Below are 21,890 nucleotides of genomic sequence, written 5' to 3'. Positions count from 1 at the left end.
CCATGGCAGACACTCAAGCGGTTGACGACCCGAAGCAGGCGGCGAAGGACGAGCGCAGGGCCGCCCGGCTCGCCCGGGAGATCGGGACGTTCGCCAAGCAGCACGGCGGCGCCGAGGGGCAGCTCGCGTACCTCGGGGAGCGCGGCACGCGCATCGCGCTCGTCGGCGAGGACGGCGCCTGGGGCAACCTCGTAGCACGTTCCGACGCCGTCGCCCGCAAGGCCGTCGAGAAGGCCGGGATCACCGTCCGCGAGGACTTCGACGGCGAAATGGCCGCCAAGGTGAAGACCGGAAGGTACGAGTGGACCCGCATGGCGGGCATCCAGGTCGGTGGCCCGAGCAACAAGTAGGCGCCGTCCAATGCGTCAGGTGTACGAGACCAACACCTGACGCAGGTTTCACCCGTTAGGACCCTGGAAGCACGGTCCATCTACGGGAGCCCGGATGATCGACACGCCATCCCTCGTGGACCAGTACTGCCACGGGGTACTGCGCACGGAACTCGGCCTCGGCACGTTCGAGGCCCATCTCGGCCGGGGCGGCCGCCCGCCCGCGCCCGGCACCACCTTCTTCGACACCCAGACCGGCTTCGCCGTGCGCCGCTGGTGTCCGCCGCTCCTCGGCCTCGAGCCGCACTGCCCACCCGCCCGGTACCTCGCGCGCCGCCGCGAACTGGGCGTCGTGGAGTCGGGCCGCAGACTGCTGCGGGGCAGCGGCATCACCACGTACCTGGTCGACACGGGACTGCCGGGCGACCTCACCGGTCCGCGCGAGATGGCCTCGGCCGGCGACGCGGACGCGCACGAGATCGTCCGCCTCGAACTCCTCGCCGAGCAGGTCGCCGACACCTCGGGCACCGTCGAGTCGTTCCTCGCCAACCTCGCCGAGTCCGTGCACGCCGCCGCCGCGAACGCCGTCGCGTTCACCTCGGTGGCGGGCGTACGGCACGGCCTCGCGCTCGCGCCGCAGCCGCCGGGACCGGGTGAGGTAAGGGGAGCCGCCGGGCGCTGGCTCGCCGCCCGCCGCGTCGGCGGACCCCTCACCGACCCCGTGCTCCTGCGCCACCTCCTGTGGATCGCGGTGGCCTCGGGCCGGCCGCTGCAACTCCACGCGGGCCTCGGCGAACCCGGCCTGCGCCTCGACCGCACCGACCCGGTCCTGCTCACCGACTTCGCCCGCGCCACGGCGGGACTCGGCACGGACCTGATCCTGCTGCACGGCTATCCGTACCACCGGCACGCGGCGCACCTCGCCGGCATCTTCCCGCACGTGTACGCGGACCTCGGCCCGGCGCTCGCCCGTACGGGGGCGCGCGCGGCGGCCGTACTCGCGGAGATCCTCGAACTCGCCCCGTTCGGCAAGCTGCTGTTCTCCAGTGGCGCGCACGGCCTGCCGGAGCTGCATGTGGTGGGGGCGCGGCTGTTCCGCGAGGCGCTCGGGCGGGTGCTCGGCGGCTGGGTCGCGGACGGCGCGTGGTCTCTCGTGGACGCGCAGCGGGTCGCCAGGATGATCGGCTCGGTGACGGCCCACCGGGTCTACGGCCTCAGCGGCACGGGCGCCGCGCGGAGCGGCTGACCCGGGCCACGGGCTGTTCGGTTCAGACGCTGGAGAGGGCCGGGTCCGCCTGGGCCGGGACCTCCGCCGTGCCCAGCGGGCGCTCCCGCAGGGACAGCAGGACCCGCAGGACCGCGATCCACACCAGGGCCGAGCCCAGCATGTGCAGGCCGACGAGGACCTCGGGCAGGTCGGTGAAGTACTGGACGTAGCCGATGACGCCCTGCGCGAGCAGTACGAGGAACAGGTCGCGGGTGCGGTGCAGGGGGCCCTTGGGGGCGTCGACCGCCTTGAGGACGAACCACAGGGCGAACGTCAGCGTCACCACGATCCAGGCCAGGACCGCGTGCGCCTTGCTGATGGTCTCCCAGTCGAGCGGCATGCGCGCCACGTCGCTGGAGTCGCCCGCGTGGGGGCCCGAGCCCGTCACCACCGTGCCGACCATGATCAGCGCCACCGTGGCCGCCGTCAGGATCCAGACGAGCTGCCGTACCGCCTTGCCGACGAGGGGACGCGGCTCGGCGTCACCCTCACGGGTGCGCTGCCACATCACCGTGGCGACCGCGATCAGCGCGGTGGACAGCAGGAAGTGGGCCGCGACCGTGTACGGGTTGAGGCCGACGAGGACGACGATGCCGCCGAGGACGGCGTTGCCCATGACGAGCCAGAACTGGGCCCAGCCGAGCCGGGTCAGGCCGCGCCGCCACGGCTTCTGCGAACGGGCGGCGATGATCGCCCAGCCGACCGCGGCGCACAGGACGTACGTCAGCATGCGGTTGCCGAACTCGATGGCTCCGTGGAAGCCCATCTCGCTCGTCGCGGTGAGGGACTGGTCGGTGCACTTGGGCCACGTCGGGCAGCCGAGGCCCGAGCCGGTCAGGCGCACCGCGCCGCCGGTGACCACGATGACCACCGTCATGACGACGGCGGAGAGCGCGGCGCGCCGGACCGTCCGCTGAGCGGGGGTCCAGCGTTCGGCGATGAAGGCGAGCGGGTTGCGCACGGCTTGGGCGGCGTCGGCCGGGGTCACGTTTGGCACGGGGCCCATCGTAGGACGCCGCTTGTGCATGTCTTCACGAGGGGGCCGATCCGGGACGATTGTGACGCCCCGCACGTGTACGTGCCGTACGGGCTACTCCCAGCGGAAGAAACGCGCCGCGGCGCCCAGGCCGAGGACCGCCCAGACCGCGAGGATCCCGAGGTCGCCCCACGGCATCGCCGCGCCGTGCTGGAGGACGTCCCGCAGCCCGTCGGAGAGCGCCGAGATCGGCAGCAGGCCGAGGACGGACCGGGCCGCGTCCGGGAACCTGTCGAGCGGCACGATGACGCCGCCGCCGACGAGCAGGAGCAGGAAGACCAGGTTCGCGGCGGCCAGCGTCGCCTCCGCCTTGAGCGTGCCCGCCATCAGCAGGCCGAGCCCGGAGAACGCGGCCGTGCCGAGGACGAGCAGAAGGAGTACCGCCGGCGGGTTGCCGTGCGGGGACCAGCCGAGCGCGAAGGCGATCACCGTCACGAGGATCACCTGGAGGACTTCGGTGACCAGTACGGACAGCGTCTTCGCGGTCATCAGGGCCCAGCGCGGCAGCGGCGAGGACGCGAGCAGCTTGAGCACGCCGTAGCGGCGCTCGAAGCCCGTCGCGATGGCCTGGCCGGTGAACGCGGTCGACATCACGGCGAGCGCGAGGATGCCCGGGGCCAGGAAGTCCACGGCCTTCCCGTCGCCCGTGTCGACGATGTCGACCGCGCTGAACAGGACGAGCAGCAGGGTGGGGATGACGACGGTGAGCAGCAGCTGCTCACCGTTGCGCAGGAGCATCTTCGTCTCGAGGACGGCCTGCGCGCCGATCATGCGGGACAGCGGAGCGGCCCCCGGCTTCGGCGTGTACGTACCGGCGACACTCATCCGCGCAGCTCCCTGCCGGTCATTTCCAGGCTGTGCATTCCCGGGGGACGACCCCCGGACCCCCGGCCGGGGGTCGGCTGGGCCTTGTTCATCCGCGCAGCTCCCTGCCGGTCATTTCCAGAAAGACGTCTTCGAGTGTGTGGCGCTCGACCGCGATCTTCTCCGGCATCACACCGTGCTGCGCGCACCACGATGTCACCGTCGCGAGCAGCTGCGGGTCGACCTCGCCGCTCACGCGGTACGAACCCGGGGTGAGCTCGGCGGCCGCGGACTCCATCGGGAGGGCCTTGAGGAGCGAGGCGACGTCGAGGCCGGGGCGTCCGGAGAAGCGCAGGGTGTTCTCGGCGCCGCCCCGGCACAGCTGCTCGGGGGAGCCCTGCGCTATGACGCGGCCCGCGTCGATGATCGCGACGTCGTCGGAGAGTGCCTCCGCCTCGTCCATGTGGTGCGTGGTGAGGATGACGGAGACGCCGTCGGCCCGCAGATCCCGTACGAGGTCCCAGGTCGCGCGGCGTGCCTGCGGGTCGAGGCCGGCGGTCGGCTCGTCCAGGAAGACGAGCTCGGGGCGGCCGACGACGGCCATGGCGAGCGCGAGGCGCTGCTGCTGACCGCCGGAGAGCCTGCGGTAGGTGGTGCGGCCGCAGCTGCCGAGGCCCAGGCGCTCGATGAGCGCGTCCACGTCCAGGGGGTGCGCGTGGAGCTTCGCCACATGGCGCAGCATCTCGTCCGCGCGGGCGCCGGAGTAGACGCCTCCGGACTGGAGCATGACGCCGATCCGGGGGCGCAGCTCGGCGGCCTGCCGGACCGGGTCGAGACCGAGCACGCGCACGGCCCCGGCGTCCGGCCTGCGGTAGCCCTCGCAGGTCTCGATCGTGGTGGTCTTGCCGGCGCCGTTCGGGCCGAGGACGGCCGTGATGCCGGCGGCGGCCGTGAGGTCGAGACCGTCGACCGCGGTTTTGTCTCCGTACCGCTTCACCAATGAGGTGATGTGGACGACGGGCTCACTTCGCATGGTCGGCAAGTCTAGGGTCTGCCGTCACGCCCCCGTCGGCCGGGCGGCGTCCCGGGGCGGAGCGGCCCGGCGCCCCCGAAGAGGGCGAGGTTGCGACGTGGCGCGTTGTGCCCACGGCGGGTGAGACCGGCCCGCGGACCGCGCCCGGCCGGCGCCGATGAGCCCGAAACGGTCCGGGTCCGGACCAAGGGCCCGCCGCGGCGGCCGCTTCTCCGGGTGCGAAGTTGCCCGTGCCCGAGCTCGGACCCCCGGTGCCGCCCGACCGGGAGGCCGGCGCCGCGTTGCCGTGCGCGCCCGTTCCCGCGCGCGCCTGCGCGCCAGGCCCCCGACGACCGGCCGCGCGCCGTGTTCGGACGGCTCCGAGGAAAGGCTTCGCGGCGTCGAGGCGACGGTGCCGGAACTCGTCCGGGCGCGGTCCGAGGACGCCGGCGCGGTCGCCACCGCGCGACGCGGGCCTCTGGTCGTGTGCGGTGCAGGTCAGGAGGGTGCCGACCGTTTCCGCAGGTCAGAGGAGAACTTGGTTAGGTCTGCCTAAGTGATGAACCGCACCGTACGCCGGTCACCAGGCCGGTTGTCACGATCTGAGGAATTACGCAACAATGGCGTTGTGAAAAACGTTGGCGAGGCTCCGGAGGCCCCCGCAAGGGCCCCGCAGGAAGAGCTGGCGACCGGTGAGCGCTCCACGCGCAACCGCGTCGTGCGCTCCATCCTGGACCACGGCCCGTCCACCGTCACCGATCTCGCCGGACGCCTCGGGCTCACCCAGGCCGCCGTCCGCCGTCACCTCGACGCCCTCGTGGCCGACGACGTCGTGGCCCCCAGGGAGCAGCGCGTCTACGGCGCCCGCACACGCGGCCGCCCCGCCAAGGCGTTCGCCCTGACCGACTGCGGCCGGGACGCCTTCGACCAGTCGTACGACACGCTCGCCGCCGACGCCCTGCGCTGGATCGCGCAGCGCGAGGGCGGGGAGGAAGCCGTCATCGCCTTCGCCCGCGCCAGGATCGCCGAGCAGGCCGGGGCGTACCGGGAGGCCGTCGAGTCCGCCGCCCCCGAGGAGCGTACGGAAGCCCTCGCGAAGGCCCTGAGCGCCGACGGGTACGCTGCTACGGCGCGAAGCGCACCGGTCGGCGAGCAGCTGTGTCAGCACCACTGCCCGGTCGCACACGTCGCCGAGCAGTTCCCGCAGCTGTGCGAGGCGGAGACCGAATTCTTCTCCCAGCTGCTCGGCACACATGTGCAGCGGCTGGCCACCATCGCCCACGGCGACGGGGTGTGTACGACCTTCATTCCGAAGATCGCACCCAAGACCACCGCCCCAAAAAACGACACAAACGCATCCGCAAGCACCGCCGGGAGGAACCCCGCATGACGCTCCCCATCGAGGAGACTGCCCACCCCGAGCTCGAGGGTCTGGGCAAGTACGAATACGGCTGGGCCGACTCCGACGCCGCCGGTGCCTCTGCCAAGCGCGGCATCAACGAGGACGTCGTCCGCGACATCTCGGCCAAGAAGTCCGAGCCGGAGTGGATGACCAAGCTCCGCCTCAAGGGCCTGCGCCTCTTCGACAAGAAGCCCATGCCCAACTGGGGCTCGGACCTGTCGGGCATCGACTTCGACAACATCAAGTACTTCGTGCGGTCCACCGAGAAGCAGGCCCAGTCCTGGGAGGACCTGCCGGAGGACATCAAGAACACGTACGACAAGCTCGGCATCCCCGAGGCGGAGAAGCAGCGCCTCGTCGCCGGTGTCGCGGCCCAGTACGAGTCCGAGGTCGTCTACCACCAGATCCGTGAGGACCTGGAGGAGCAGGGCGTCATCTTCCTGGACACCGACACGGCGCTGAAGGAGCACCCGGAGCTCTTCAAGGAGTACTTCGGCACGGTCATCCCGGTCGGCGACAACAAGTTCGCGTCGCTGAACACGGCCGTGTGGTCCGGCGGATCCTTCATCTACGTCCCCAAGGGCGTACACGTCGAGATCCCGCTCCAGGCCTACTTCCGTATCAACACGGAGAACATGGGCCAGTTCGAGCGGACGCTGATCATCGTCGACGAGGACGCCTACGTCCACTACGTCGAGGGCTGCACGGCGCCGATCTACCAGTCGGACTCCCTGCACTCCGCGGTGGTCGAGATCATCGTGAAGAAGGGCGCCCGCTGCCGTTACACGACCATCCAGAACTGGTCGAACAACGTCTACAACCTGGTCACCAAGCGCGCCGTGGCGTACGAGGGCGCGACCATGGAGTGGATCGACGGCAACATCGGCTCCAAGGTCACCATGAAGTACCCGGCCGTCTACCTGATGGGCGAGCACGCCAAGGGCGAGACCCTGTCCATCGCCTTCGCGGGCGAGGGGCAGCACCAGGACGCCGGCTCCAAGATGGTCCACATGGCGCCCAACACCTCCTCCAACATCGTGTCGAAGTCGGTGGCCCGTGGCGGCGGCCGTACCTCGTACCGCGGTCTGGTCGAGATCGGTGAGGGTGCCGCCGGCTCCAAGTCGAACGTGCTGTGCGACGCGCTGCTCGTCGACACCATCTCCCGCTCCGACACGTACCCGTACGTCGACGTCCGCGAGGACGACGTGTCCATGGGCCACGAGGCGACGGTCTCCAAGGTCTCCGACGACCAGCTCTTCTACCTGATGAGCCGCGGTATGACGGAGTTCGAGGCGATGGCGATGATCGTGCGCGGCTTCGTCGAGCCGATCGCGAAGGAGCTGCCGATGGAGTACGCCCTCGAGCTCAACCGGCTGATCGAGCTGCAGATGGAAGGCGCCGTCGGCTAACGCCGCAGGCCCGTCCGTCAGCACACGTCTTGAACTGAGAAAGAGAGCACTACGACAGCCATGGCTGAGGCTCAGAACATCCCGGCGGCGGGGTCCACGACCGCCGGCTCGATCGCGGTGGCCGCAGAGTCGACCGTCGCCACGCGCATGAGCGCGCCCCCGTCCTTCGACGTCGCGGACTTCCCCGTCCCGCACGGCCGTGAGGAGGAGTGGCGGTTCACGCCGCTCGAGCGGCTGCGCGGCCTGCACGACGGGACGGCGGTCGCCCAGGGCGGCCTGCGCGTCGAGGTGACCGCCCCCGCGGGCGTCACCCAGGAGACCGTCGGGCGCGACGACGCCCGCGTCGGCAAGGCCGGCAAGCCGGTGGACCGCGTCGCCGCCCAGGCGTTCTCGTCCTTCGAGAAGGCCTCGGTCGTGTCCGTCCCCAAGGAGACGGTCCTCACCGAGCCGATCCGCATCGCCGTGCACGGTGAGGGCGGTACGGCCTTCGCGCACCAGGTCATCGAGCTCGGCGCGTTCGCCGAGGCCGTCGTGGTCATCGACCACACCGGTGACGCGGTGCTCGCCGCCAACGTCGACTACATCCTGGGCGACGGCGCCAAGCTGACCGTCGTCTCCGTCCAGGACTGGGACGAGAAGGCCGTCCACGTCGCGCAGCACAACGCGCTCGTCGGCCGCGACGCCTCCTTCAAGTCCGTCGTCGTCACCTTCGGCGGTGACCTCGTCCGTCTGCACCCGCGCGTCAACTACGCGGGCACCGGTGGCGAGGCCGAGCTCCTCGGCCTGTACTTCACCGACAAGGGCCAGCACCAGGAGCACCGCCTCCTCGTCGACCACGACGCCCCGCACTGCAAGTCGAACGTGGTCTACAAGGGCGCGCTCCAGGGCCAGGACGCCCACGCCGTGTGGATCGGCGACGTCCTCATCGAGGCCACCGCCGAGGGCACCGACACCTACGAGATGAACCGCAACCTGGTTCTGACCGACGGCGCCCGCGTGGACTCGGTCCCGAACCTGGAGATCGAGACCGGCGAGATCGTCGGCGCGGGCCACGCCTCGGCGACCGGCCGCTTCGACGACGAGCAGCTCTTCTACCTGCGCTCGCGCGGTATCCCGGCCGGTGAGGCCCGTCGCCTCGTGGTCCGCGGCTTCTTCGCCGAGCTCGTCCAGCAGATCGGTCTGCCGGACGTCCAGGAGCGCCTGCTCGCCAAGATCGAGGCCGAGCTGGAGGCTTCCGTCTGATGGCCTTCGACCGTGCCCGGTTCACCCGGGCCTGCGGATTGAGCGAGCTGGAGGAGGACACCCCGAAGCGGGTGGAACTCGACGGCACGCCGGTCTCGGTCGTCTACACCGAGGGCGAGGTGTTCGCGATCAACGACATCTGCTCGCACGCGAACGTGTCGCTCTCCGAGGGCGAGGTGGAGGACTGCCAGATCGAGTGCTGGCTGCACGGCTCCGCGTTCGACCTCCGCACCGGCAAGCCGTCCGGCCTTCCCGCGACGCGCCCCGTCCCCGTTTACCCCGTAAAGATCGAAGGGGACGACGTGCTCGTCTCCCTCTCCCAGGAGTCCTGAGGCACCCATGGCAACGCTTGAAATCAAGGACCTGCACGTCACCGTCGAGGCCGACAACTCCACCAAGGAGATCCTCAAGGGCGTCGACCTGACCGTGAAGCAGGGCGAGACGCACGCCATCATGGGCCCGAACGGCTCCGGCAAGTCGACCCTCGCCTACTCCATCGCGGGTCACCCCAAGTACACGATCACCCAGGGCACCGTCACCCTCGACGGCGAGGACGTCCTCGAGATGTCCGTCGACGAGCGCGCCCGCGCCGGCATGTTCCTCGCCATGCAGTACCCGGTCGAGGTCCCCGGCGTCTCGGTCTCCAACTTCCTGCGCACCTCGGCCACCGCGATCCGCGGCGAGGCCCCCAAGCTGCGCACGTGGGTCAAGGAGGTCAAGACCGCGATGGAGCAGCTCCAGATGGACCCTGCCTTCGCCGAGCGCAACGTGAACGAGGGCTTCTCCGGCGGTGAGAAGAAGCGCCACGAGATCCTCCAGATGGAGCTCCTCAAGCCGAAGATCGCGATCCTCGACGAGACCGACTCCGGCCTCGACGTCGACGCGCTGCGCCAGGTCTCCGAGGGTGTCAACCGCGTCCGCGAGACCGGCGAGGTCGGCACCCTGCTGATCACGCACTACACGCGCATCCTGCGCTACATCAAGCCGGACTTCGTCCACGTCTTCTCGCAGGGCAGGATCGTCGAGTCCGGCGGCCCCGAGCTCGCCGACAAGCTCGAGGCCGAGGGCTACGAGGCATACACGAAGGGCGGCGCATCCGCGTGACACAGCTGCCGGGCCTCCTCGACACCGAGGCGATCCGCAAGGACTTCCCGATCCTCGACCGGGTACTTCACGACGGCAAGAAGCTCGTGTACCTGGACAACGCGGCGACCTCGCAGACGCCGCGCCAGGTCATCGACACGCTCAGTGAGTACTACGAACAGCACAACGCCAACGTCCACCGGGGCGTGCACGTGCTCGCCGAGGAGGCTACGGCGCTGTACGAAGGTGCGCGTGACAAGGTCGCGGCCTTCATCAACGCGCCGAGCCGCGACGAGGTCATCTTCACCAAGAACGCCTCCGAGTCGCTCAACCTCGTGGCGAACATGCTGGGCTGGGCCGACGAGCCCTACCGCGTGGACCACGAGACCGAGATCGTCATCACGGAGATGGAGCACCACTCCAACATCGTGCCGTGGCAGCTGCTCTCGCAGCGCACCGGCGCGAAGCTGCGGTGGTTCGGGCTGACCGACGACGGCCGCCTCGACCTCTCCAACATCGACGAGATCATCACCGAGAAGACGAAGATCGTCTCGTTCGTCCTCGTCTCGAACATCCTGGGCACGCTCAACCCGGTCGAGGCCATCGTGCGTCGCGCCCAGGAGGTCGGCGCCCTCGTCCTCATCGACGCCTCCCAGGCCGCCCCGCACATGGTGCTCGACGTGCAGGCGCTCCAGGCCGACTTCGTGGCCTTCACCGGCCACAAGATGTGCGGCCCGACGGGCATCGGCGTCCTGTGGGGGCGCCAGGAGCTGCTCGAGGACCTGCCGCCCTTCCTGGGCGGCGGCGAGATGATCGAGACTGTCTCCATGCACTCGTCGACGTACGCGCCGGCGCCGCACAAGTTCGAGGCGGGTACGCCCCCGATCGCCCAGGCCGTCGGCCTCGGCGCGGCCGTGGACTACCTGACCTCGATCGGCATGGACAAGATCGCCCAGCATGAGCACGCGATCACCGAGTACGCGGTGAAGCGGCTGCTCGAGGTCCCGGACCTGCGGATCATCGGCCCCACCACGGCCGAGGACCGCGGCGCCGCGATCTCGTTCACGCTCGGTGACATCCACCCGCACGACGTGGGCCAGGTCCTGGACGAGGAAGGCATCGCGGTCCGCGTGGGTCACCACTGCGCCCGCCCCGTCTGCCTGCGCTACGGAATTCCTGCGACCACGCGGGCGTCGTTCTATCTGTACTCCACGCCCGGCGAGATCGACGCGCTGATCGACGGCCTGGAGCACGTACGGAACTTCTTCGGCTGAGGGGCTGGCTGGGAACGTGAAGCTGGATTCGATGTACCAGGACGTCATCCTGGACCACTACAAGCACCCGCACGGGCGCGGTCTGCGCGATGGCGACGCCGAGGTGCACCACGTCAATCCGACGTGCGGCGACGAGATCACGCTGCGCGTGAAGTACGACGGCTCGACGATCAGTGACGTCTCGTACGAGGGCCAGGGCTGCTCGATCAGCCAGGCTTCGGCCTCTGTTCTGAACGAGCTGCTCGTCGGCAAGGACCTGGCCGAGGCGCAGAAGATCCAGGAGACCTTTCTGGAGCTGATGCAGTCGCGGGGCAGGATCGAGCCCGACGACGCGATGGAGGAGGTGCTGGAGGACGCGGTCGCGTTCGCCGGTGTCTCCAAGTACCCGGCCCGTGTGAAGTGCGCCCTCCTGAGCTGGATGGCGTGGAAGGACGCGACGGCCCAGGCGCTGGACGGCGCGGAGAGGAAGACGGCATGAGCGAGACTGTGACCACCAAGCCGGCGTCCGAGGAAGAGGTCCGCGAGGCCCTCTACGACGTCGTCGACCCCGAGCTGGGCATCGACGTCGTCAACCTCGGCCTGATCTACGGCATCCACATCGACGACGCCAACATCGCCACGATCGACATGACGCTGACGTCCGCGGCCTGCCCGCTGACCGACGTCATCGAGGACCAGGCGAAGTCGGCCACCGACGGCATCGTGAACGAGCTCCGGATCAACTGGGTCTGGATGCCGCCGTGGGGCCCGGACAAGATCACCGACGAGGGCCGCGAGCAGCTGCGCGCGCTCGGCTTCAACGTCTGACCGGTTCTCCCCGGTCTGCCACACCTGTACGGCCCCCTGTGCTCCCGGCACGGGGGGCCGTGCTGTTTGCTGTTCGCCCCCAGGACGCGGGGTGTACGCCTGCAGTTGGCCCGGGTGGCCGAAGGTTCTCGTCGACACCCGCCCCGATGAGAGGCCCTCATGCAGCACATCTCCTCCCCGTCCCGCCGCAGAGCCGTCGCCGTCACGGGCGGAGTGCTCACGCTGGCCCTCGCGGGTCTCAACAGCCCGGCGGGCGCCGCGAGTTACGGGACGCCGACGATCGCACTCTCCACCGATTACGTCTCCGGGGCGGTCGGCGCCACGGGCGACCCGGTCGTGACCGTCACCGTCGGCCAGAGCGGTGCCGACGCGTCGGCGCTGACCGTGGCCGCCTCCGCGAGCACCAAGTCGTCCGTCGCCGGCACGGGGAACGTCACCGTCACCGGGTCGGGCGCCACCCGGCAGGTGTCCGTCGCCGCGCAGGGCCGGGGCTACACCGATCTCACCCTCAAGGTGACCGGCGTGGACGGCAGGACCGCCACCAAGACGCTCCACTACGCCGCCTCGGCCGCCGTGCAGCAGGGCGCCGACTCCCGCTACTTCACCGGTTCCAGTGACGCGTCCGCCGCCGTCGACGCGGGCGGCGGCTACGTCCTGGTCGCCGACGACGAGTCCAACGTCCTGCGCCTCTACAGCGGTTCGGTCTCCGGCGCGCCCGTGCGGACCTGGGACTTCAGCTCGCAGCTCGGGGTGTCCAAGGAGGTCGACATCGAGGGCGCCACGCGCGTCGGAGACACCATCTACTGGACCGGCTCCCTCGGCAACAACAAGGACGGCGAGTACAAGTCGCCCCGGAACACGGTCTTCACGACCACCGTGAGCGGCAGCGGAGCCGCGACGCAGCTGTCGTACGGCAAGGCGTACAAGAAGCTGCGGGACGACCTGGTCGCCTGGGACGAGGCGAACGGGGACCGCTACGGGTTCGCCGCCGGCACCGCGGACGGGCAGGTGCCCAAGCAGGTCGACGGGTTCAACGTCGAGGGCCTCGAATTCGCGCCCGGGTCGACCAGCACCGCGTACATCGGGTTCCGCGCCCCGCTCGTGCCGCCGGCTGACGGGGGCCGGGCGCTCGTCGTGCCCGTCACCAACTTCGACAAGGTCGTGGCGAACGGCACGAAGCCCGTGTTCGGGACGCCCATCGAGCTGGACCTGGGCGGGCTCTCCGTGCGCGACATCCGCAAGAACGCCGCGGACCAGTACCTGATCGTGGCCGGCAGCTGGGCCGCCGACGACAACTCCGACCCGTACGCCCTGTACCAGTGGGACGGCGTGGCCGGGCACGCGCCGGTCAAGCGGATCGACCTGCCGACCAGCGACCCCGGCGGCTGGGAGGCCGTGGTGAGCGTGCCCGACCTGACCCGGTCCGGCGCCCGCGCGCAGCTCCTGACCGACAACGGCTCCGCCGACCTCTACGGCGACGGCACCGAGGCCAAGGACCTCACGCACCCGGAGTGGAAGAAGTCCAGGGCCACCTGGTTCGGCGTCACGAACTGATCCGCGGGCGCGGCGCGGGCCCGCGCGGCAGACTGGGCGTCATGACTTCCTCGCTGTACCAAGTCGTCGTGAACACCCGCGATCTGCCCGCGCAGGCCCGCTTCTGGTGCCAGGTCCTCGACTGGAAGGTCCTGTTCGAGGCCGAGGACGAGATCGTCATCGGCGCGGACGCGACCACGCTGCCGGGGTTCTGCTTCGTGCCGGTGGGCGAGGGCAAGACCGTCCAGAACCGCCTGCACATCGACCTCAGCCCCGACGACCGGGACGCCGAGGTCGAGCGCCTCATCGGGCTCGGGGCCCGGCGTGTGGACGTCGGGCAGGGCGAGGACGCGACGTGGGTCGTCCTCGCCGACCCCGAGGGCAACGAGTTCTGTGTCCTGCGGCCGAAGAAGACGCTCCTCGACTGACGGTGAGACGGTGGCCGCCGGAGGTCAGGCGTCCGACCGGGACGCGAGCTCCAGCGTGTGGGCGAGGCCCTCCCTGCGGATGCGCTGGTCGATGTAGAGCAGCGCCGTGACCAACGGCAGGAACACCGAACTCACCAGCTGTACAAGCAGGTTGCAGATCATGGACAGGGCCATGACGAAGCCCAGCTTCGGCAGCATCGCCTCGAACACGTCGGACGCGCTCTGACCCGGCTGGTACGCCTGCGGAGTCGTGTCGGGCATCGCGATCTCGAGCGGCACGCGCACCGCGAGCGACACCACCATCATGATCACGCCGGCCAGCAGCGAGATGCCGAACGTGCGCCACCAGGCGCCCCGCACCAGGCGCGCCGAGCGGCGCAGCGCCTGGATCGGTCCCGCCTCCTCGAGCGTGGCGGCCGCCGGGCCGAACAGGAACAGGACGTAGACCCAGACCACGAGCGGCACCGTCACCGCCATGAGCAGGAACAGCATGCCGACCGGCGCGACCGACTGCGTGAGCAGCATGACGAAGACCGACACCATGAACGCCACGGCCAGGCCCGCCGGGATCAGCGCGATCAGGCCCATCAGCAGGCCCACGCCGAGTACCGAAGGGGTGCGGGACCAGGCGTGCCGCCACACCGTCTTGAAGCGTGCGGGACGGCCGAGCACTGCCTCGCGCAGCACCACGGTGCACGCGGACTGGATGAACGCCGTGCCGACCGTGAGCGCCAGCATGCCGACGACCCACACCAGGCCGAACGCGGTGAACACCGGCCGCGCGTGGCTCCACTCGAACTCGCTGTGCCGCTCCAGGAGCGCCCGTACGTCGTCGGAGACGGCCGCGTAGGCGAGCGCCAGCGCGCCCGCCACGAGCGCGGCGAGCACCGCGTACACGATGAGGACGGTGCCGAACAGCGGCTTCGCGTGGCGGCGCATCGTGGTGAAGGCGCCGCCGAGTATCCGGTCGACGCCGAGCGGGGCGAGCGGGATGACGCCCGGCTGCGGCGGGGGCGGCGGCGGGGTCCACGCACCGCCCCAGCCGTAGCCGCCCGGCCCGTAGCCGGGCCCCTGACCCGGCCCCTGTCCCCACATGTCCGTCATCGCGCCGCACTCCCGGGAGTAGTTCGTCCCTGTGGCCCCCCACAGTGATCGCGACACCATAGCCCGACCGCGCTGTGTACGCCCGTACACAACGTTGCGTACACTCGTACACATGGGATACGTACTGCTCTCCGGCGCCATCGCGGCGGAAGTGGCCGCCACCACCGCCATGAAGTACAGCGAGGGGTTCAGCAGGCTCTGGCCCTCCCTGATCACCGTCTCCGGCTATCTGATCGCGTTCGCGCTGCTCGCCCAGACGCTGAAGACGGTGCAGGTCGGGACCGCGTACGCGATCTGGGCCGGCGTCGGCACGGCCGTCATCGCCGGGATAGGCATGCTCTTCCTCGGCGAGGCGATGACCGCGGCCCGGCTCGCGGGCATCGCCCTGGTCATCGGCGGCGTGGTGCTGCTCAATCTGGGCGGCGCCCACTGATGGCGCGGCGCTACGACCCCGAACGGCGGCAGCGCATCATCGACGCCGCGATCCGCGTGGTGGGCGAGAAGGGCATCGGCGGACTCAGCCACCGCAGCGTCGCCGCCGAGGCCGACGTGCCGCTCGGCTCGACGACGTACCACTTCAAGACCCTCGACGAACTGCTGGTCGCCGCGCTGCGCCAGGCCAACGAGGGGTTCGCGAAGGCCCTGGCCGGCAGCGCCGTCTTCGAGGTGCCGCGCGCCCGGCTCGCCGCCGGGCTCGCCGCGGTCCTCGGCGAGTGGCTCGCCGGTGAACGCACCGGCGTGGAGCTCGAGTACGAGCTGTATCTCGCCGCCCTGCGCAGGCCCGCGCTGCGGCCCGTCGCCGCCGAGTGGGGCGAGGGCGTCGCCGACGAACTCGCGCGTCGCACGGACCCGGTCACGGCCCGCGCGCTGGTCGCCCTGATGGACGGAATCTGCCTCCAGGTGCTGCTCACGGACGCCGTCTACGAGGAGGAGTACGCGCGCGACATGCTCGCCCGCGTCATCGACGGAGCCCCCGGCGGCGACGCGGCAGACCCATCGGGGGAGCGCGGGGCGCCCGGCACCTGAGACACCGGCCGTACCGGTTCGCCCCCGCGGCGCACCTCCGGTTAGGTTTCACCCATGTCTGACTCTCCCGCCAGCACCACCGCTCAGCGCACCACCGGCGCCGTCGCCGCAGGCCTCGCCACGCTCACCGCCGACGGCACCGTCCTCGACACCTGGTTCCCCGCCCCGTCCCTCCAGGACGAGCCGGGCCCGGCCGGCACCGAGCGGCTCTCCGCCGAGCGCGCCGCCGAGCTGCTCGGCGAGGGCGCCGCGAAGGCCATCGGCACCGACGCCCGCCGCGGTGTGGAGACCGTCGCCGTGCGCACGGTCATCGCCTCGCTCGACGACAAGCCGCTCGACGCGCACGACGCCTACCTGCGCCTCCACCTGCTGTCCCACCGGCTGGTCAAGCCGCACGGGCAGAACCTGGACGGCGTCTTCGGCCTCCTCGCCAACGTCGCCTGGACCTCGCTCGGCCCGGTCGCCGTCGACGACGTCGAGAAGGTCCGCCTCAACGCCCGCGCCGAGGGCCTGCACCTCGCCGTGACGTCCATCGACAAGTTCCCCCGTATGACGGACTACGTCGCGCCGAAGGGCGTCCGCATCGCCGACGCCGACCGCGTCCGCCTCGGCGCGCACCTCGCCGAGGGCACCACCGTCATGCACGAGGGCTTCGTCAACTTCAACGCCGGCACGCTCGGCACGTCGATGGTCGAGGGCCGCATCTCCGCCGGCGTCGTCGTCGGCAACGGCTCCGACATCGGCGGCGGCGCCTCCACCATGGGCACGCTCTCCGGCGGCGGCAACGTCCGCATCACGATCGGCGAGCGCTGCCTCGTCGGCGCGGAGGCGGGCGTCGGCATCGCCCTCGGCGACGAGTGCGTCGTCGAGGCCGGTCTCTACGTCACCGCCGGTACGCGCGTCACGATGCCCGACGGCGAGATCGTCAAGGCCCGCGACCTGTCCGGCGCCTCGAACATCCTCTTCCGCCGCAACTCGGTCACCGGCGCCGTCGAGGCCCGCCCGAACAACGCGGTGTGGGGCGGCCTGAACGAGGTCCTGCACAGCCACAACTGATCATCGGCGGCCGTGACCTGTGGCCGCCACTTCGATCACCGCTCCGAACTGCTGCTGAGCCGGCGGCAGTTGTCAGCGCTGGTCACCAGCGAGCGCCCTTCCGCGTCCTCAGGACGACCCGGGAGGGCGCTCGTGCGTTGGGGGGAGCCACCCGTACGCGCGCGTGACGCCGACACGCTGGGCGTCGGTTCCCGATTCAACGATTTTTCGCTACATAAGGCGTCCTCGGTGGCGAGTCGGACGTAACGGTGCATTGCGGACGTGAATATGGAGGTGTCCGACCCAGGCAGGCGCATGAGGCACCTGCCGTGAAAGGAGCACGGAATGCAGCTTTCCCGTTTTGTCGCCGCGCTGGGCGTCGCGGGCGCCCTCCTGGTGGGCGGCGCCACTGGCGCCAGCGCCGCCGCCGCGCCTTCGGCGGTGTCCCAAGCCACGTACGACCGTGGTCACGACCACGGTGACGACAACAGGCGCGGCGACCACGACGGCCGCTGGGGTCACCACCGCGACGGCCGCTGGGGTCACCACCGTGACGCTCGCTGGGGTCACCACCGCGACAGCCGCTGGGGTCACCACCGCGACGGCCGCTGGGGTCACCACCGTGACGCTCGCTGGGGTCACCACCACGACGGCCGCTGGGGTCACGACCGCTACGACCACCGCTGACCGTCCTTGGGGGTGCCCTTCCACTGTTGGGGGAGGGCACCCCTTCCGCGTCCACCGCATGCCTTGGGCCGCATGGACGCCCGCGGCCGGCCGAGATCCACGATCCGCTCGATTCCGACCGCGGGGATCCTCCGTCGCGCCACAGGCACCCCTTGGCCCGCCGATCTCAGGACGGCCGGCCGCGGGCACCGGCCGGGCCCGCGGCCGGCGCTCCCGCTACCTGCTCAGCCAGTCGGTAGGGGTCACAGCCTGGTCCGTCAGGACCTGGAGGTTCTTTCCGTCGGCGGCATCGACGACGTAGGTGTTGTGGCTGTAGTCGCCCTCGTCCATGGCGGAGAAGGTGATTCGGGTGCCATCGGGCGAGAAGACGGGGCCCTGGATGCCGCTGAGGGGGGTCGTCCAGCTGCTCTGCAGCTCGGTGACGGCGCCGGTCGCCACGTCGACGGCGTTCAGGCCGTTCTCGGTGGCGTACGCGATGCGCTGCCCGTCGGGGGACCAGTCGACCGGCGTGGACCGCGCGTTGTGAGTGGTGCTGATCTGGTGCACCTGCCGGGTGGCGATGTCCATGACCCAGACGTCCGTGCCGTTCTCCCAGCCGTCGGCCGTCTCGTACGTGGTGGTCCTCACGAAGGCGATGCTCTGGCCGTCGGGCGAGAAGGTGCCTGCGCCGCCGGTTGTCGTGAGCACCTCCTGTCCCGTGCCGTCGCTCTTGATCCACTCCATGCCGCGCGGGCTGTCGTAGACGATCCGCCTGCTGTCCGGGGACCAGTCGGGGTGCCCGACGTACGGGGCCTCATTGGTTTCGGGCGTGATACCCCGGACCAGGACGCGCTGGTCACCGCCGTCGCCGTCGGCGACCACCAGGTTCCGGGCGTATTTACAGCCTTCGGTCTGGGGAATGCAGGTGTCGTCGCGCTGGATGTACGCCACGGTGGAGCCCTTCGGAGAGAGGACGCCGTCCTCGGCGTTCTGCGCGAAGGTCCGGATGACGTCGCCGCTCACCGGGTCGAGCGAGACCAGAGCGGGAGAGCCGGAGGAATAGTCGGTCGCGGTGATCCGGCCGGCCGCGGTCCCCTGCTCCGCCGCAGCGGTCCCCGCTGTCGGCAGACCAGCAGCGACGACGACCCCGACGGCCAGCACGACGTGTTTGAAAAGCACTTGAGCCCTCCTGGGGCAACCGGAGTTTCCGGCCCCCGGTGCAAGAGCGCAACCGGATCAAGAAGTGTCACAGGGGCGGAGTCGGGCACGTCAGCCCCTGGCCTACCACCTCCACTGGGGAAGCGGGGGTCATCAAGGGCCGGAGCTGCGGCTGAGCCGGGCAAGCGGTCGGTTCGTCGGCCCGCACCGGAATCCGGTGCGGGCCACTCGCGTCACCCCTTGCACAATTTCTCGGGCACGCAGGCATAGCGAGGGGCCGCCGCGCGCGTCACAAGGAGCAGCACGGGGGCACCAGGGCCGCCCGACGGGGAAGAGAAGGTGACGATGGATGCCGGCACGGAAGCACCAGCGGGGCATGCCGGACAGACGGCGGGTGAGGCGGGCGCGGATCGCTGGGACAGCTTCCGCGAGTTCGTGGCGAGCAGGTCGTCCGCGCTCCTGAAGACCGCGGTGCTCCTCAGCGGGGGCGACCGGCACGCCGCCGAGGACCTGCTCCAGAACGCGCTCATCAAGGCGGCCGGGCGCTGGCACCGTATCGACGAACCGGAGGCCTACGTACGGAAGATCCTCTACCGCCAGCAGATCAGCAGATGGCGCCTGAAGTGGCGCGGACGGGAACTGACCGTCGCCGAGCCGCCGGAGAGTCGTACAGGGGTCGACTCTTCCCACGCCGCCGACCTGCGCATCGTGATGCGCACCGCGCTCGCCAGGCTCACCGCCCGGCAGCGCACCGTACTCGTCCTGCGCTACTTCGAGGACCTGCCCGAGGCGGACGTCGCCCGCCTCCTGGGCTGCTCGGTGGGCACCGTGCGCTCGACCACGCACCGCTCGCTCGCCAAGCTGCGCAGCCTCGCGCCCGAACTCGCCGCGCTCGGTCCGGCCGACGCCGAAGAGCTGCCGTCCCGTGACTTCTCGCCCATGGAGGTGCGTCCGTGAACGTCGATGAACTGCTGCGCGACGCACTGCGCGAACAGGCCGCCGACAGCGAGTCCGCGCCGTCCGGGTTCGCCGACCGGGTGCTCGCCGTGCGGCACCGCCGCCGGGTGCGCACCATCGCGGGAGCCGCGGTCGCCACGGCGGCGGTCGTCGCCACGGCGGTCGCCGTGCCCGTCCTGCACTCGGGCGGCCAGGACGTGCGCCCCGCGAGCCGGATGAATCAGAGCGACATCATCGCGCACCCGGACCAGTCGCCGCCGCGGGACCTCATCGCGGCGGGGGACTCGGCGCTGGCCGCGTTCTCCACGTACAAGAGGGTCAAGCAGCCGGGCCGGGACGCCGTCATGGAGCGCACCTACGGGCTGCTCAACCAGAAGACCGGCAAGTACGACAGGACCACCCGGTGGTCGTGGGTCGACGTGGCGCCCGGCATGCGGACGGCCGCCGTCCTGGAGAAGCGGCTGCCCGTCGACCGCGTCGGCCTGCTCGACCTGATCACCGGCAAGGTGGAGCGGTGGATCGAGCTCGACAAGGGCGTGGCCGGGGTGGAGTTCTCGCCGGACGGCAGGAAGCTCCTCGCCACGACGTACGCCAAGAACCCCGACCACCTCTACTGGTCGCACAAGATGAACGTGAACGGCAAGGACGAGCCGGGGCCGGTCGCCAGCCGGACCGGGTTCACCGTCGTCGACGTCGCCTCCGGCAAGTCGGTCTGGCACGAACTGCCCTTCTGGAAGGACGAGATGGGCTGGTCGCCGAACGCGCGCGCCGACCTCCGGTTCAGCCATGACGGCAAGCTCGTCTACGAGCAGATCCCGACGGAGCCCGGCCGGATCTACTACGACCTGAACGGCCGCAAGGTGGCCACACCCGCCGCGGAGAAGCACGTGTCGTGGGCGGAGGCGGGGCTCTCGCCGGACGGCAAGCTCATCGGCGGTGAGTTCGCCGGCCAGGGCAACGAGATCGCCTCGGCGATCGTCGACCCCGTCAGCGGCAGGATGGTCACCAAGGTGCCTGGGCAGCAGCTGCTCGCCTGGGCCGACAACAAGCGGCTCATCGCCTGGGGCTGCGATCCCAAGAAGTGCCGCGGCACGGGCGAGTTCCACAACCAGCTGCTCCTGCTCACCATCGGCAGCGACAAGGTCGTCCAGCTCAGCGACTTCCGCAAGGCGTCCGCCGACTACCCGGGTCGCTGGACACCGCAGTTCACCACGCGTTGAGGGAGGCGTGTCTTCCGGCCGGGGGCCGGGGGCGGGGGTTGTCCTCGGGAAGGCGCAGCCCTACGCGCTGACGAGTCTCTCGTACGCGGTCAGCAGCCCGTCGGTCACTTCGTGGCCGGCGGGCCGCAGTGGTGCGCGGACCGGGCCGCCGGGGAGACCGAGCGCGCCGAGCAGAGCCTTCGCGGTGACCGTGCCCGGCAGGCCTGACGCCATCATCAACTCGACGAGCGGGGCGGCCAGTTGCTGGCGCCGGGCGGCCTCGCGGGTGTCGCCCGCGTCGTAGGAGTCCAGGACGGCCCGCAGCGCACGCGGCGCCACGTTCGCGACCGTCGACACGAAGCCCGCCCCGCCCACCGCGTACAGCGGGAGCGCGAACTCCTCGCAGCCCGCGTAGTACGCGAGACCGGTCGCGCCGAGCACCTTCTGCGCGCCGAGCATGTCGTACGCGCAGTCCTTGACGGCCACGATCCGGGGGTGGGACGCGAGTCGGATCAGGGTGTCCGGCTCGATGCGCGTGCCGGTGCGGCCCGGGATGTCGTACAGCATCACCGGCAGTCCCGACGCGTCCGCGATCTCGCGGAAGTGTGCCTCCAGGGCGTCCTGCGGCGGGCGGCTGTAGTACGGGCTGACGACCAACAGGCCGTCCGCGCCCGCCTTTTCGGCCCCGGCGGCGAGCTCCACGGTGTGCCGGGTGTCCGCGGTGCCGACGCCCGCGACGACGGGGACCCGCTCCCCGACCGCGTCCTTCACGGCCCGCACGAGCGCGGCCTTCTCGTCGTCCGACGTCGTGGGGGACTCGCCGGTGGTGCCGGACAGGACGAGGCCCTCGCAGCCCTCGGCGATCAGGTGGGCCGCCAGGCGCTGCGCGCCGTCCAGGTCCAGAGTGCCGTCGTCGGTGAACGGCGTGACCATGGCGCACAGGGCGCGGCAGAAGGGCGGCTGCGGGCGGTTCGTGAGGCTCATATGGGCAGTCTCGGCGCCCCGACCGTGCAGCTCCACTTAATTCTTCTACGAGGTAGTCGCAAGCCTTGCTAAGCAGTCGAGAGTGCGTGGCCGAGTTCCGCCGGGATATTGGCCGAGGGGCGACCTTCAGGAAGG

24 protein-coding genes are annotated in these 21,890 nt (G+C 70.7%); 18 read left to right on the top strand and 6 right to left on the bottom strand.

What is annotated here, in order from left to right; genetic code table 11:
- Nucleotides 1–2: 2 nt before the first annotated feature.
- Nucleotides 3–350: a hypothetical protein gene (locus LGI35_RS13305; protein ID WP_227294066.1), complete on the top strand. Its 348-nt coding sequence runs from the start codon at nucleotides 3–5 to the stop codon at nucleotides 348–350.
- Between the two features lie 94 nt (nucleotides 351–444).
- Nucleotides 445–1,575 (top strand): amidohydrolase family protein, encoded by a 1,131-nt coding sequence (locus LGI35_RS13300; protein WP_227294065.1) that lies wholly within the window; start codon nucleotides 445–447, stop codon nucleotides 1,573–1,575.
- Between the two features lie 22 nt (nucleotides 1,576–1,597).
- On the opposite strand, the gene LGI35_RS13295 is transcribed toward LGI35_RS13300, so the two are convergent.
- The 3 genes from LGI35_RS13295 to LGI35_RS13285 form a co-directional block, all read right to left on the bottom strand.
- Complete coding sequence (locus tag LGI35_RS13295; protein WP_227294064.1) at nucleotides 1,598–2,602, bottom strand: COX15/CtaA family protein; 1,005 nt, start codon at nucleotides 2,600–2,602, stop codon at nucleotides 1,598–1,600.
- Nucleotides 2,603–2,686: 84 nt separating this feature from the next.
- Nucleotides 2,687–3,457 carry an ABC transporter permease gene (locus tag LGI35_RS13290; protein ID WP_227294063.1) on the bottom strand — a complete coding sequence of 257 codons (771 nt, stop codon included), beginning with the start codon at nucleotides 3,455–3,457 and terminating at the stop codon, nucleotides 2,687–2,689.
- An 88-nt stretch (nucleotides 3,458–3,545) separates the two neighbouring features.
- Nucleotides 3,546–4,469 carry an ABC transporter ATP-binding protein gene (locus tag LGI35_RS13285; protein ID WP_227294062.1) on the bottom strand — a complete coding sequence of 308 codons (924 nt, stop codon included), beginning with the start codon at nucleotides 4,467–4,469 and terminating at the stop codon, nucleotides 3,546–3,548.
- 607 nt (nucleotides 4,470–5,076) lie between these two features.
- Between LGI35_RS13285 and LGI35_RS13280 the strand changes: the two genes are divergently transcribed.
- From LGI35_RS13280 to LGI35_RS13235, 10 genes are all read left to right on the top strand, one after another.
- Nucleotides 5,077–5,838 carry a helix-turn-helix transcriptional regulator gene (locus tag LGI35_RS13280; protein ID WP_227294061.1) on the top strand — a complete coding sequence of 254 codons (762 nt, stop codon included), beginning with the start codon at nucleotides 5,077–5,079 and terminating at the stop codon, nucleotides 5,836–5,838.
- Nucleotides 5,835–7,259, top strand: coding sequence for a Fe-S cluster assembly protein SufB (gene sufB / locus LGI35_RS13275; protein WP_227294060.1), 1,425 nt, complete (start codon nucleotides 5,835–5,837; stop codon nucleotides 7,257–7,259). Before LGI35_RS13280 ends, sufB begins: the two co-directional genes overlap by 4 nt.
- Before the next feature lie 60 nt (nucleotides 7,260–7,319).
- Entirely contained in the window at nucleotides 7,320–8,501 is a 1,182-nt protein-coding gene (gene sufD / locus LGI35_RS13270; RefSeq protein WP_227294059.1) for a Fe-S cluster assembly protein SufD, read from the top strand.
- Nucleotides 8,501–8,833 (top strand): non-heme iron oxygenase ferredoxin subunit, encoded by a 333-nt coding sequence (locus tag LGI35_RS13265; protein ID WP_116502749.1) that lies wholly within the window; start codon nucleotides 8,501–8,503, stop codon nucleotides 8,831–8,833. Before sufD ends, LGI35_RS13265 begins: the two co-directional genes overlap by 1 nt.
- A gap of 7 nt (nucleotides 8,834–8,840) precedes the next feature.
- A complete protein-coding gene (gene sufC / locus LGI35_RS13260) occupies nucleotides 8,841–9,605 on the top strand; it encodes a Fe-S cluster assembly ATPase SufC (protein ID WP_100592409.1) in 765 nt (254 codons plus the stop codon).
- Nucleotides 9,602–10,858: a cysteine desulfurase gene (locus tag LGI35_RS13255; protein ID WP_100592410.1), complete on the top strand. Its 1,257-nt coding sequence runs from the start codon at nucleotides 9,602–9,604 to the stop codon at nucleotides 10,856–10,858. The genes sufC and LGI35_RS13255 overlap by 4 nt, the downstream gene beginning before the upstream one ends.
- Before the next feature lie 16 nt (nucleotides 10,859–10,874).
- The gene (gene sufU / locus LGI35_RS13250; RefSeq protein ID WP_100592411.1) at nucleotides 10,875–11,336 is read left to right on the top strand and encodes a Fe-S cluster assembly sulfur transfer protein SufU; all 462 of its coding nucleotides are present in this window, start codon (nucleotides 10,875–10,877) and stop codon (nucleotides 11,334–11,336) included.
- On the top strand, nucleotides 11,333–11,665 hold the full coding sequence (locus LGI35_RS13245; protein ID WP_100592412.1) for a metal-sulfur cluster assembly factor: 333 nt from the start codon (nucleotides 11,333–11,335) through the stop codon (nucleotides 11,663–11,665). The genes sufU and LGI35_RS13245 overlap by 4 nt, the downstream gene beginning before the upstream one ends.
- Before the next feature lie 159 nt (nucleotides 11,666–11,824).
- Nucleotides 11,825–13,219, top strand: a complete 1,395-nt coding sequence (locus tag LGI35_RS13240; protein ID WP_227294058.1) for a hypothetical protein — start codon at nucleotides 11,825–11,827, stop codon at nucleotides 13,217–13,219.
- A gap of 41 nt (nucleotides 13,220–13,260) precedes the next feature.
- On the top strand, nucleotides 13,261–13,626 hold the full coding sequence (locus tag LGI35_RS13235) for a VOC family protein (RefSeq protein ID WP_227294057.1): 366 nt from the start codon (nucleotides 13,261–13,263) through the stop codon (nucleotides 13,624–13,626).
- 24 nt (nucleotides 13,627–13,650) lie between these two features.
- On the opposite strand, the gene LGI35_RS13230 is transcribed toward LGI35_RS13235, so the two are convergent.
- Nucleotides 13,651–14,730, bottom strand: coding sequence for a DUF7847 domain-containing protein (locus LGI35_RS13230; protein WP_227294056.1), 1,080 nt, complete (start codon nucleotides 14,728–14,730; stop codon nucleotides 13,651–13,653).
- Between the two features lie 112 nt (nucleotides 14,731–14,842).
- Between LGI35_RS13230 and LGI35_RS13225 the strand changes: the two genes are divergently transcribed.
- The 4 genes from LGI35_RS13225 (at nucleotide 14,843) to LGI35_RS13210 (ending at nucleotide 17,478) form a co-directional block, all read left to right on the top strand.
- Entirely contained in the window at nucleotides 14,843–15,163 is a 321-nt protein-coding gene (locus tag LGI35_RS13225; RefSeq protein ID WP_116502752.1) for a DMT family transporter, read from the top strand.
- Entirely contained in the window at nucleotides 15,163–15,756 is a 594-nt protein-coding gene (locus LGI35_RS13220) for a TetR/AcrR family transcriptional regulator (RefSeq protein ID WP_227294055.1), read from the top strand. The genes LGI35_RS13225 and LGI35_RS13220 overlap by 1 nt, the downstream gene beginning before the upstream one ends.
- Nucleotides 15,757–15,810: 54 nt before the next feature.
- Nucleotides 15,811–16,812 (top strand): 2,3,4,5-tetrahydropyridine-2,6-dicarboxylate N-succinyltransferase, encoded by a 1,002-nt coding sequence (gene dapD, locus LGI35_RS13215; protein WP_116502754.1) that lies wholly within the window; start codon nucleotides 15,811–15,813, stop codon nucleotides 16,810–16,812.
- Between the two features lie 324 nt (nucleotides 16,813–17,136).
- Nucleotides 17,137–17,478 carry a hypothetical protein gene (locus tag LGI35_RS13210; RefSeq protein ID WP_227294054.1) on the top strand — a complete coding sequence of 114 codons (342 nt, stop codon included), beginning with the start codon at nucleotides 17,137–17,139 and terminating at the stop codon, nucleotides 17,476–17,478.
- Nucleotides 17,479–17,694: 216 nt separating this feature from the next.
- On the opposite strand, the gene LGI35_RS13205 is transcribed toward LGI35_RS13210, so the two are convergent.
- Entirely contained in the window at nucleotides 17,695–18,636 is a 942-nt protein-coding gene (locus tag LGI35_RS13205) for a DPP IV N-terminal domain-containing protein (protein ID WP_227294053.1), read from the bottom strand.
- A gap of 324 nt (nucleotides 18,637–18,960) precedes the next feature.
- Here LGI35_RS13205 and LGI35_RS13200 point away from each other — a divergent pair, with 324 nt between their 5' ends.
- Both LGI35_RS13200 and LGI35_RS13195 read left to right on the top strand, forming a co-directional pair.
- Entirely contained in the window at nucleotides 18,961–19,572 is a 612-nt protein-coding gene (locus tag LGI35_RS13200; protein WP_351440772.1) for a SigE family RNA polymerase sigma factor, read from the top strand.
- The gene (locus LGI35_RS13195; protein WP_227294051.1) at nucleotides 19,569–20,792 is read left to right on the top strand and encodes a WD40 repeat domain-containing protein; all 1,224 of its coding nucleotides are present in this window, start codon (nucleotides 19,569–19,571) and stop codon (nucleotides 20,790–20,792) included. The genes LGI35_RS13200 and LGI35_RS13195 overlap by 4 nt, the downstream gene beginning before the upstream one ends.
- A 60-nt stretch (nucleotides 20,793–20,852) precedes the next feature.
- Here the strand turns inward: LGI35_RS13195 and dapA are convergent, their stop codons facing one another.
- Nucleotides 20,853–21,755 (bottom strand): 4-hydroxy-tetrahydrodipicolinate synthase, encoded by a 903-nt coding sequence (gene dapA / locus LGI35_RS13190; protein ID WP_227294050.1) that lies wholly within the window; start codon nucleotides 21,753–21,755, stop codon nucleotides 20,853–20,855.
- Nucleotides 21,756–21,890 lie beyond the last annotated feature (135 nt).

This window comes from Streptomyces longhuiensis (assembly GCF_020616555.1).
Classification (GTDB): domain Bacteria; phylum Actinomycetota; class Actinomycetes; order Streptomycetales; family Streptomycetaceae; genus Streptomyces; species Streptomyces longhuiensis.
The sequence above is the reverse complement of the archived record's forward strand: the minus strand, read 5'-3'. Positions and strand labels throughout refer to the sequence as shown.

Coding starts and splice junctions, on each gene's coding strand:
- LGI35_RS13305 (WP_227294066.1), top strand. CDS start 3: ATGGCAGACACTCAAGCGGTTGACGACCCGAAGCAGGCGGCGAAGGAC.
- LGI35_RS13300 (WP_227294065.1), top strand. CDS start 445: ATGATCGACACGCCATCCCTCGTGGACCAGTACTGCCACGGGGTACTG.
- LGI35_RS13295 (WP_227294064.1), bottom strand. CDS start 2,602: ATGGGCCCCGTGCCAAACGTGACCCCGGCCGACGCCGCCCAAGCCGTG.
- LGI35_RS13290 (WP_227294063.1), bottom strand. CDS start 3,457: ATGAGTGTCGCCGGTACGTACACGCCGAAGCCGGGGGCCGCTCCGCTG.
- LGI35_RS13285 (WP_227294062.1), bottom strand. CDS start 4,469: ATGCGAAGTGAGCCCGTCGTCCACATCACCTCATTGGTGAAGCGGTAC.
- sufB (WP_227294060.1), top strand. CDS start 5,835: ATGACGCTCCCCATCGAGGAGACTGCCCACCCCGAGCTCGAGGGTCTG.
- sufD (WP_227294059.1), top strand. CDS start 7,320: ATGGCTGAGGCTCAGAACATCCCGGCGGCGGGGTCCACGACCGCCGGC.
- LGI35_RS13265 (WP_116502749.1), top strand. CDS start 8,501: ATGGCCTTCGACCGTGCCCGGTTCACCCGGGCCTGCGGATTGAGCGAG.
- sufC (WP_100592409.1), top strand. CDS start 8,841: ATGGCAACGCTTGAAATCAAGGACCTGCACGTCACCGTCGAGGCCGAC.
- LGI35_RS13245 (WP_100592412.1), top strand. CDS start 11,333: ATGAGCGAGACTGTGACCACCAAGCCGGCGTCCGAGGAAGAGGTCCGC.
- LGI35_RS13240 (WP_227294058.1), top strand. CDS start 11,825: ATGCAGCACATCTCCTCCCCGTCCCGCCGCAGAGCCGTCGCCGTCACG.
- LGI35_RS13235 (WP_227294057.1), top strand. CDS start 13,261: ATGACTTCCTCGCTGTACCAAGTCGTCGTGAACACCCGCGATCTGCCC.
- LGI35_RS13230 (WP_227294056.1), bottom strand. CDS start 14,730: ATGACGGACATGTGGGGACAGGGGCCGGGTCAGGGGCCCGGCTACGGG.
- LGI35_RS13225 (WP_116502752.1), top strand. CDS start 14,843: ATGGGATACGTACTGCTCTCCGGCGCCATCGCGGCGGAAGTGGCCGCC.
- LGI35_RS13220 (WP_227294055.1), top strand. CDS start 15,163: ATGGCGCGGCGCTACGACCCCGAACGGCGGCAGCGCATCATCGACGCC.
- dapD (WP_116502754.1), top strand. CDS start 15,811: ATGTCTGACTCTCCCGCCAGCACCACCGCTCAGCGCACCACCGGCGCC.
- LGI35_RS13210 (WP_227294054.1), top strand. CDS start 17,137: ATGCAGCTTTCCCGTTTTGTCGCCGCGCTGGGCGTCGCGGGCGCCCTC.
- LGI35_RS13200 (WP_351440772.1), top strand. CDS start 18,961: ATGGATGCCGGCACGGAAGCACCAGCGGGGCATGCCGGACAGACGGCG.
- dapA (WP_227294050.1), bottom strand. CDS start 21,755: ATGAGCCTCACGAACCGCCCGCAGCCGCCCTTCTGCCGCGCCCTGTGC.